The organism is Atribacter sp., from assembly GCF_035418125.1.
GTDB lineage: Bacteria > Atribacterota > Atribacteria > Atribacterales > Atribacteraceae > Atribacter > Atribacter allofermentans.
This window is the reverse complement of record NZ_DAOLQM010000059.1, coordinates 1-9,547: the sequence shown is the minus strand read 5'-3', so window position 1 is coordinate 9,547 and position 9,547 is coordinate 1. Positions and strand designations below refer to the sequence as shown.

Sequence of the window (9,547 nt, the reverse complement as noted above, 5' to 3'; positions counted from 1 at the left end):
TCCTGAAAATACCATTAAATGAATTCCCCCATTGAGGGGGGTTAGGGGGGTGTGCTTTTCATCAGTCATCCTGTGCGGTGCTTTCCCGCGTGAGGATCTCATCTTTTAATTAATTAAAAAATACTAAATGAGATTGCCGCTTCGCATAGGACGATCCTCGCATTCAGACTGTGTCACAATTCCTTTCTTTCACCAAGAATAGCTTGAAAGCGGAGGACCTAGTATATTTTTCTTCATTTTTTTTAGCTATCTATTCCCAATATTGCTATAAAATATTAGCATAAATGGGAGTAAATAATTTACAGAATAATTGTGACACAGTCTGAATGACGGAGCAGTAAAAACTCAAATCCCCCTTACCCCCTTTTCTAAAGTGGGAAACGATTCCTGGGTGCGTATTTTCATCATCATCTGGTGCAACGAAAGTGGCATGAGGATTTATCCTAAAAACATAGGAATGAGTTAAAAAGTAATTAAAAAAATGAGAAAAGTATATCTCTTGGAATCTTCTCTTAATGGGTGAAATCTCATCAATCAATGAAAAGAAATAAACCCCCTCACTTTTTTTAATTTAAACGAAGTTACATTTATTATGCTCGTAAATAGATACCTAAGAGATTTATCTCTTCCTTAAATCCTACACTTGTAAAATGAGGCAGTCATTTATATAATGTTTTCGGAAGTTGTGAGGCTGAGTATATTTGGAGAGGTGGCTGAGTGGACGAAAGCGCTCGCCTGGAGAGCGAGTAGGCAGGTGTAGAACTTGTCTCGTGGGTTCAAATCCCACCCTCTCCGCCAGAGTTATGCCTCTAATCGTGCTAGATGGGGAGTTAGCGGTGCCCTGTACCTGCAATCCGCTACAGCAGGGTCGAATTCCGAAACCAGGTATTTTTCTTTTGGTGTCGGCCAAGAAAAGTGGCGTTGAAGATTGGGTCTTACGCGACAAATCCCCATAAACCCCGCCAGGTCCGGGAGGAAGCAACGGTACGTGGGGCTCTTTGGGTGCCGTGAGAGTGCCTGATTTGAGTTAACTGTCTTGGATACAGCCGGGAGGAAATATCGAATTTCGGTGCACGGTTGGAGGCAATGAATTTCGTTGGATTTTGTTTTTTTATTTAATCCACACCGTCTATCCGCGACATCCCTCTCAAGAGGGATCTGATGGTATCTTTTTATTGAAGGTGTAGAACCAATTGACCTACCGTTCCCTTTATCGCAAATGGCGTCCTCAGGTTTTCGAAGAGATTGTCGGGCAAGAGGTCGCTTCTCGATTGTTAACCAACGCCCTAAAAAGCGGCCAGATAAATCACGCGTACTTGTTTTGTGGTCCCCGAGGTGTGGGGAAGACTACAACCGCTCGTATTCTGGCTCGTTCAGTAAATTGTGCTCAGGGTATTACGGCTCAACCATGCGGGGTATGCTCTTCCTGTATTCGCATCATAGAAGGAAATTCCCTCGATTGTATAGAAATCGATGCCGCTTCTCATCGTGGGATTGATGATATTCGAGATTTAAGGGAAAAAGTAAAATATTCTCCAATCGAATCACGTTTTAAGGTTTATATAATAGACGAAGTGCACATGCTTACCACTGAAGCCTTCAATGCCTTATTGAAAACCTTGGAAGAACCTCCCGCTCATGCCATTTTTATTTTGGCTACCACTGAACCTCATCGCCTACCTGACACTATCTTATCTCGATGTCTTCGAATAAACTTCAATTCTATCGAAAATGAAGCCATGGTTCAGCATCTTAGCAAAATTACCAATCAAGAAGGCTTTTCAATTGAAGAGGCAGCTTTATACCTAATAGCCCAAAAATCTGCTGGTTCGCTCCGTGATGCAGTAAGCTTCCTAGAACAACTTATGTCCTGGGAAGAAAAAAGAATTACTTATGAACATGCTACTTTAGTTTTGAGAGAAGTTGACCAATCCGATCTCGATGCTTTGTTTGTTCTTCTTAGTAAAGGAGACTGCGGTATGGTGTTGCTAAAAACAAACGAGTGGATTTTGAGGGGATTAGAGCCTGAAGACATCGCTCGTTCTCTAAGTCAGTATTTTCATTCTCTCCTCATTCTATCTCTCATTGAATCCCCGTCTCCATCAGGCATTGCTCCCCAAAGGATTCAAATTTTGCAAGAAATGGTCAGTCCCCGTCCAGTACTTGCCTTAAGAAAAATCTTGCAACGCCTCCAGGGATTGGAATTAGAAATAAGACGGTCTTCTCATCCGCAAATATTGCTTGAATTGGCCCTATTAGATATAATAGATCTTCTGGCGAACCAACAAAAGTCAATGGATTTAACCACTTCTCCTGAAAGAGCTCTTGCCAAGGAGATGTCCGTTCCTAATAAGAAAAGTCCGATTTCTTACTCATCGTTAACGAATACCCAATCTGTCAATGCATTCGATGATGAATGGCAAACTATTTTACAGCGCTTAAAAAAAAGAAAGATATCTCTTTATGCTTTTTTGCAAGAAGCTGAGTTGCGGGAGGACAGCAATTCCAAGTTAATTTTAGCGTTTGGACCAAATAACCGATTTCACAAAGAAAGTGTAGAAAGAAAGGAAAACTTCCAGATAATTATCGATGTTCTCCAGGAAATCAGAGGCAAAAAATGCCAACTGGAGTGTGTTATTGATAGTTCGAATAATTCTGATGAATCAGAGCAAATACCAAGCGATGAAACTGATCATGTAGTTCCAAATAATTTTAATAATGATAAAATTTTAATTAATAAAGTTGAAAACAATAATAATCAGGTAAAACCCTTTTTAGCCGCGGTCGAGATTTTTGGCGGCTTGGTTGTTGAATATTCGGCCATTGATGATCATTTAAGAATCGGATGGGAGGAGACTGACTTTGAAAAATCTGATGAAGGAAGCCCAGAAAATGCAGGCTAAAATGGCGAAATTGCAAGAAGAACTAAAAACCAAACAAGTTGAAGCATCCAGCGGGGGCGGAATGGTTAAAGTAATTTGTAATGGTCAACAAGAAATTCTTGAAATAAAAATTGAGCCTTCGCTGTTAGAAGAAAATGACATTGAAATGCTTCAAGATTTAGTTTTGGCTGCCGTTAATGAAGCTCTCAATCGTTCTCGAGAGATGGCTCAAGAAGAAATGGCGAAAATTACCGGAGGATTTAATCTCCCTGGGTTGATGTGAAAGTGTAGGGGTGGATTATTCTTTTCTGGAAAGTTTTTGCTTTTTCTTTCGCCCCCTCACCCTCTCGAGTTATCTCCCCTTAGGTCTTTTTTCCCACAGAAGAGGGATATCGGGGTGGATTAAAGATTTTGAGGTGGAAGTTGTTAAGCAATTAACTATATGTGAGGTGGAAGTTGTTTGAGTGATTCTTATCCAGAGGCATTAAAAAATTTAATCGCCTCATTTTCGCGTCTCCCTGGCGTAGGCCCCAAAACCGCTCAAAGGTTATCTTTTTTTCTAATAAAATCATTACCGGATGAGATAGAGGGGTTGATTAATTCCCTTACTGAGGTGAAACAAAAAATTCACTTTTGTTCTCGTTGCGGTTTTTATACAGAAAATGAACTTTGTTCTATATGTCAGGATTCTACCCGGGAATCAACCATACTTTGCGTTGTTGAACGACCTCAGGATGTTCTTTCTATTGAAAAAACTGGTTATCGTGGTCTCTATCATGTTCTCCAGGGTGTGCTTTCTCCTCTTTCAGGTGTCGGTCCAGAAGATTTGACCATCAACCAACTCATGAAACGGATTGAAACTGAAAAATTTAAAGAAGTAATTTTAGCCACCAATCCTTCTCTTGACGGTGAAGCAACTGCCTATTTCATTGCCCGTAAACTCCGTTCTTTTTCGATTCGAGTCACGATGATTGCTCGTGGGTTACCCTTAGGTGGGGATATGGAGTTCGCTGATGAAATTACCCTAACTCAAGCTTTTGAAGGAAGAAGGGATGTTCACATAGATACTTGATTTTCAATATTTTGATGAGACCACAATAATAATGTTACAATAATTTTCACGTGAAAAATGTTTTTTACCTATAAAACGAATTGGGAAATAATCCAATAAGAAAGGTGAGATAAGATATGACACGAGAATTGGTCATGATCGATGGGAACGAAGCGACGACTTATTCAGCATACCATATCAACGAAGTAATCGCTATTTATCCCATCACCCCATCTTCAACAATGGGAGAATTAGCCGATCAATGGGCAGCTGAGAATAAGCCTAATATCTGGGGAACTGTTCCTCAAGTAATTGAAATGCAGAGCGAAGGAGGGGCAGCGGGAGCACTTCATGGTTCGCTTCAAGCCGGGGCTTTAAGCACAACCTTCACCGCCTCTCAAGGGTTATTATTAATGATTCCCAACATGTACAAAATCGCTGGAGAGCTTACACCGGCACTTATCAACGTTGCTGCTCGTACCGTAGCTACTCATGCTTTATCTATTTTTGGAGATCATAGTGATGTTATGGCTACCAGGGAAACTGGTTTTGCCTTATTGTCTTCAAATTCTCCTCAAGAAGCAATGGATTTAGCCCTAATAGCCCAAGCTGCAACTTTAGAGTCACGGGTTCCTTTTCTTCATTTCTTTGACGGGTTCCGAACCTCCTCCGAGGTTGCCAAAGTTGAACTTTTATCTATTGATGATATGAAAGCAATGATTGATGACCGGTTGGTTGAAGACTTCCGAAACCGGAAGCTTTCTCCCGATCGTCCGTTTATTCGGGGTACCGCTCAAAACCCTGATGTTTTCTTTCAAGCCCGTGAAGCATGTAATCCTTATTATCTTAACTGCCCGAGTGTTGTCGTAAAAGTTATGGAAAAGTTTGAAAAACTAGTTGGAAGAAAGTATCGACTTTTCGGTTACCATGGAGTTCCGGACGCTGAATCGGTTATTGTGATTATGGGATCAGGAGCCGAAACAACCCAAGAAACGGTCGATTACCTGAATGAGCGCGGGGCTAAATTAGGCTTAATCAAAACTCGACTTTACCGTCCCTTCTCAGTAGAACATTTTATTGCTGCTCTTCCTAAAACCGTTCAAACCATTGTCGTGCTTGACCGAACCAAAGAACCAGGAGCGGTGGGTGAACCAATGTACATCGATGTAAAGACAGCTATCGAAGAAGCAGTGGAGAAAGGGATGCTTTCTCAATCTCATAAACCTCGAGTTCTCGGAGGACGTTATGGGCTTTCATCCAAAGAATTTACCCCCGCCATGGTTAAAGCGGTATTTGACGAAGCCAAAAAAGCCGACCCTAAAAATCATTTTACTGTAGGAATCAAAGATGATGTCACCCATACCAGTCTTGAATACGACCCATCTTTCTCAACCGAGGATCCCAAAACCGTTCGAGCTCTTTTCTACGGATTAGGATCTGATGGAACTGTTGGCGCTAACAAGAATTCGGTGAAAATTATCGGATTAGAGACTGAAAACTATGCTCAGGGATACTTTGTTTACGATTCCAAGAAAGCTGGAGCTGTAACCGTATCCCATCTCCGCTTTGGACCTAAACCGATTCATGCTCCTTATCTGATTAATCGAGCTAATTTCATCGCTTGCCATCAATTCCCATTCTTAGAGCGATTCGATATGTTGAAAAATGCTGAAGAAGGATCGATTTTTCTACTCAATAGTCCCTATGGAGCCGATAAAACCTGGGAACATCTCCCTAAAAAAGTTCAGGAACAAATTATCAATAAAAAGCTTCGCTTTTTTGTGATCGATGGCTATAAAGTCGCTCAAGAAACCGGAATGGGTGGAAGAATAAACACCATTCTTCAAACCTGTTTTTTTGCTATTAGTGGTGTTTTACCTCGAGACTTAGCTATTCAAAAAATAAAGGAATCAATTGAAAAAACTTACGGTAAGAGAGGTGAGGCGGTGGTAAAGAAAAACTTCGCCGCTGTCGATGCTGCGCTGGGACACCTTCATGAGGTTAAAGTTCCTTCTTCTGCTAATAGCCAATTTGAAATGCGTCGTTCCGTTCCTCTCGAAGCCCCTGAATTCGTTCAGGAAGTGACTGCCAAAATTATTGCTAATGAAGGCGATAGTCTTCCGGTAAGCGCATTGCCTATCGATGGAACCTTCCCCAGTGCAACCACCCAATGGGAAAGAAGAAATATTGCTCTCCAAATTCCGGTGTGGGATCCAGAAGTCTGTATTCAATGTGGTAAATGTACTTTAGTTTGCCCTCACGCTGTTATCCGAGGAAAAATATACGATACGGAAAAAGCTGGCGAACTTCCTCCGACTTTCAAACGAACTGCAGCTCGTTGGAAAGAGTTTCCTAACTACGCCTTCACCATCCAAATTTCTCCAGAGGATTGTACTGGTTGTGGGGCTTGCATAAAAGCGTGCCCAGCAAAAAATAAAAAAGATACCAGCTTAAAAGCGATTAATTTTGCTCCCCAAATCCCACTTCGCCAACAAGAAACCGAGAATTGGAAATTTTTCATGAGCATCCCCGACCCCGAACGAGCCAAGCTTAATCTGAGCCGTACTCGGGATGTTATGTTGCTGCGGCCACTTTTTGAATTTTCCGGTGCTTGTGCTGGTTGTGGTGAAACTCCTTACGTTAAACTCTTGAGTCAGTTCTTTGGGGATCGAGCAATTATCGCCAATGCCACTGGGTGTAGCTCTATTTATGGAGGAAACCTTCCTACAACTCCTTGGGCATACAACAACGATGGTCGAGGCCCTGCTTGGTCAAACTCACTCTTCGAAGACAATGCTGAGTTTGGGCTTGGTATGCGATTAGCTCTTGATAAACAAGCTGAGTTTGCCAAAGAAATTCTTAGCAATATGGCTTCTCAAGTCGGTTCTGTTTTAGTTGATGCAATTCTTTCTACCGATCAATCAACTGAAGCAGGCATAAAAACCATGCGGGAACTAGTAAGCCAGCTCAAGTCCAAGCTATCAGATCTTAACACCTCTGAGGCAAAACGTTTGCTGACCATAGCTGATTCTTTGGTCAAGAAAAGCGTTTGGATTTTAGGCGGAGATGGTTGGGCATATGATATCGGTTATGGTGGATTAGACCATGTGTTAGCTTCTGGCCGAAATGTCAACGTTCTTGTTTTGGATACCGAGGTTTATTCTAATACTGGTGGACAAATGTCAAAATCCACTCCTCGAGGAGCAGTAGCGAAATTTGCTGCTGGTGGAAAAGATTTGCGCAAAAAGGATCTGGCTTTAATGGCAATTCCCTATGGGAATATCTATATTGCCCGAGTAGCAATGGGCGCCGACGATATTCAAACCATTAAAGCTTTTCTTGAAGCCGAAGCTTATGATGGACCATCAATCATAATAGCCTATTGCCACTGCATAAACCACGGTTTTGATTTAGTCCACGGCATGGAGCAACAGAAAAAAGCCGTTCTATCAGGCTATTGGCCTCTTATTCGTTACAATCCCAATTTAGCAAAAGATAATAAGAATCCACTCCAAATCGATTCCAAAGCTCCAAGCCTCCCTCTTGACCAGTATATTTATAACGAAACTCGTTATTCTATGCTCAAACTAAGCAACCCAGAACAAGCTCAGAAGCTTCTTGCCTTAGCAGAAGAGGATGTTGCTGCTCGTTGGAAACTGTATCAACATTTAGCAGCAATGGAACCAGAAAACAAAGGATAATTAGCACACACTAAAAAGAGCGGTAAGGTACCTTACCGCTCTTTTTTTTCAGATTCGATATGAAAAGAATAACTATGAAACTGGTAAAATTTAACCGTCAATGGCGACATCCTAGGGGGTTTTTCCGGTCCCGGTGGATTCTATCTATTATTTTTTTATCCTTTTCTCCCCGCTTCTCTCTGCTTACAACTCAGTAAAGATTTTTTTCATCTAGGTTTTAAAAAACATTTAAAAGACGGATTTTTCTCATGGCTCAAAACATTCTCCCCATCCTACTAAAAAAATTTAAGGGATTTATCTAGTCGCATCATCATTAATTCACTCCTTATGCCTATTAAATTATAAGGTAATCAGAAATATTTATTCTCCGGCACAAAGTCCCATAATTAAATTCTCGATCAATTAGAAAAAATTAAACGAAATAAAAGCTAAAAAGAAGGGTTTTAAATAATTAATAATCGGATATTGTTGTGATTATTTTCAGTATTTTTATAAAAAATTTTTAAATAGTCTTTGAAAATTAGAAGGAAGGTGGTCTTCAATGATCGATCTTTCAACCTCTTATCTGGGTTTTACTCTAAAAAATCCATTAGTCGTTTCAGCATCTCCTTTGAGTGAAAAAATAGAAAATCTAAAACTCATGCAAGAAAAAGGGGCTGGAGCCATTGTTCTCCATTCTCTTTTTGAAGAACAGCTCACCCTGGAATCTCTAGAGCTCGATAGAAGCCTTAACCGTGGAACCGAAAGCTATGCAGAATCGATTACTTATTTCCCCGATCTTAATCATTACAACTTGGGACCGGAGCTCTATCTGGAATATATCCAAAAAGCTAAAAAAGTTCTAAACATTCCCCTCATTGCCAGTCTCAATGGGACTACCGAGGGCTCTTGGGTCAAGTTTGCCAAACAAATCGAAGATGCCGGAGCTGATGCGTTGGAACTGAACGTCTACTATCTCCCCACTCATTTTGAGAATACTGGAGACATGGTGGAAAAAAATTACATCGATTTAATCAAATCGGTGCGATCTAACACCAGATTTCCTTTGGCAGTGAAGATCGGTCCTTATTTTAGTTCTATGGGTAACATGGCAAAAAAAATTGAATCAGCTGGAGTCAATGGATTAGTGCTTTTCAATCGTTTCTATCAACCTGATTTTGATATCGAAAAATTAGAAGTAGTCCCTAATTTAAATTTTAGCCGTTCCGAGTCACTACGTCTCCGGCTCCGCTGGGTAGCAATTTTATACAACCACATCAAAGCCGATTTGGCAATAACGGGTGGCATTCATTCTCACGTTGATGTCCTTAAGGCAATGATGTCCGGCGCCAAAGTTGCTATGATGACATCAGTTTTGTTTGAAAAGGGCATTCCTTATTTAGAATCCATTCTTAATGACCTGGTGGCTTGGATGGAAGAACATGAGTATCAATCAATTCAACAAATGCAGGGAAGTATGAGTCAAAAATCGGTAAAAGATCCAGAACGGTTCGAACGAGCTAATTATGTTCGAGTCTTAAGCTCATACTTGCTATAAATTTCCTCCAATTGCTCCTTTTCCCCTGATAGGAGAGGAAAAAGAAAGAAAGCTCTCAAGAGCGGAATTAAAAAATTGAATATTAAATGCTTTTTCAACAATTCCCCTCCAGCGGAGGGGAATTGTTGAATTCTTTCTTTCTCATTTTTATTTGATTACTTTTCACTTATTTAGGTATTTTCAGGATAGTCATAATTTTTTCCTTTTAACTCTGTTGACTTTCAACTATTGCTATGTTAGAGTATCTTTTGCCCTCAAAATCCAGAAAGGTTCTGGATGAGGGATTATTTTGGTTATATTGATTAAATTGAATACACTAACACCTTGAAAAGTAAATATTCCGCCTACTTCCAAAAGAAGTTTCCAAGTAACAAGC

The 9,547-nt window shown here is 40.6% G+C and carries 5 protein-coding genes, 1 tRNA gene and 1 other RNA gene; all 7 read left to right on the top strand.

Going from position 1 to position 9,547, the window contains the following annotated elements; translation table 11 throughout:
• Nucleotides 1-703: 703 nt before the first annotated feature.
• The 7 genes from PLK24_RS04825 to PLK24_RS04795 all read left to right on the top strand — a co-directional run bounded on the left by PLK24_RS04825 (nt 704) and on the right by PLK24_RS04795 (nt 9,171).
• Nucleotides 704-798: transfer RNA gene (locus tag PLK24_RS04825), tRNA-Ser, on the top strand.
• 15 nt (nt 799-813) lie between these two features.
• Nucleotides 814-1,077: signal recognition particle sRNA large type (ffs, locus tag PLK24_RS04820), an RNA gene on the top strand.
• 116 nt (nt 1,078-1,193) lie between these two features.
• Nucleotides 1,194-2,903, top strand: a complete 1,710-nt coding sequence (gene dnaX, locus PLK24_RS04815; protein ID WP_324476821.1) for a DNA polymerase III subunit gamma/tau — start codon at nt 1,194-1,196, stop codon at nt 2,901-2,903.
• Nucleotides 2,893-3,165 carry a YbaB/EbfC family nucleoid-associated protein gene (locus PLK24_RS04810; RefSeq protein ID WP_349770659.1) on the top strand — a complete coding sequence of 91 codons (273 nt, stop codon included), beginning with the start codon at nt 2,893-2,895 and terminating at the stop codon, nt 3,163-3,165. Before dnaX ends, PLK24_RS04810 begins: the two co-directional genes overlap by 11 nt.
• Before the next feature lie 177 nt (nt 3,166-3,342).
• Nucleotides 3,343-3,954, top strand: a complete 612-nt coding sequence (gene recR / locus PLK24_RS04805; RefSeq protein ID WP_324476819.1) for a recombination mediator RecR — start codon at nt 3,343-3,345, stop codon at nt 3,952-3,954.
• A gap of 116 nt (nt 3,955-4,070) precedes the next feature.
• Entirely contained in the window at nt 4,071-7,634 is a 3,564-nt protein-coding gene (gene nifJ / locus PLK24_RS04800; RefSeq protein WP_324476817.1) for a pyruvate:ferredoxin (flavodoxin) oxidoreductase, read from the top strand.
• A gap of 541 nt (nt 7,635-8,175) precedes the next feature.
• Entirely contained in the window at nt 8,176-9,171 is a 996-nt protein-coding gene (locus tag PLK24_RS04795) for a dihydroorotate dehydrogenase-like protein (RefSeq protein WP_324476815.1), read from the top strand.
• Nucleotides 9,172-9,547: the final 376 nt, after the last annotated feature.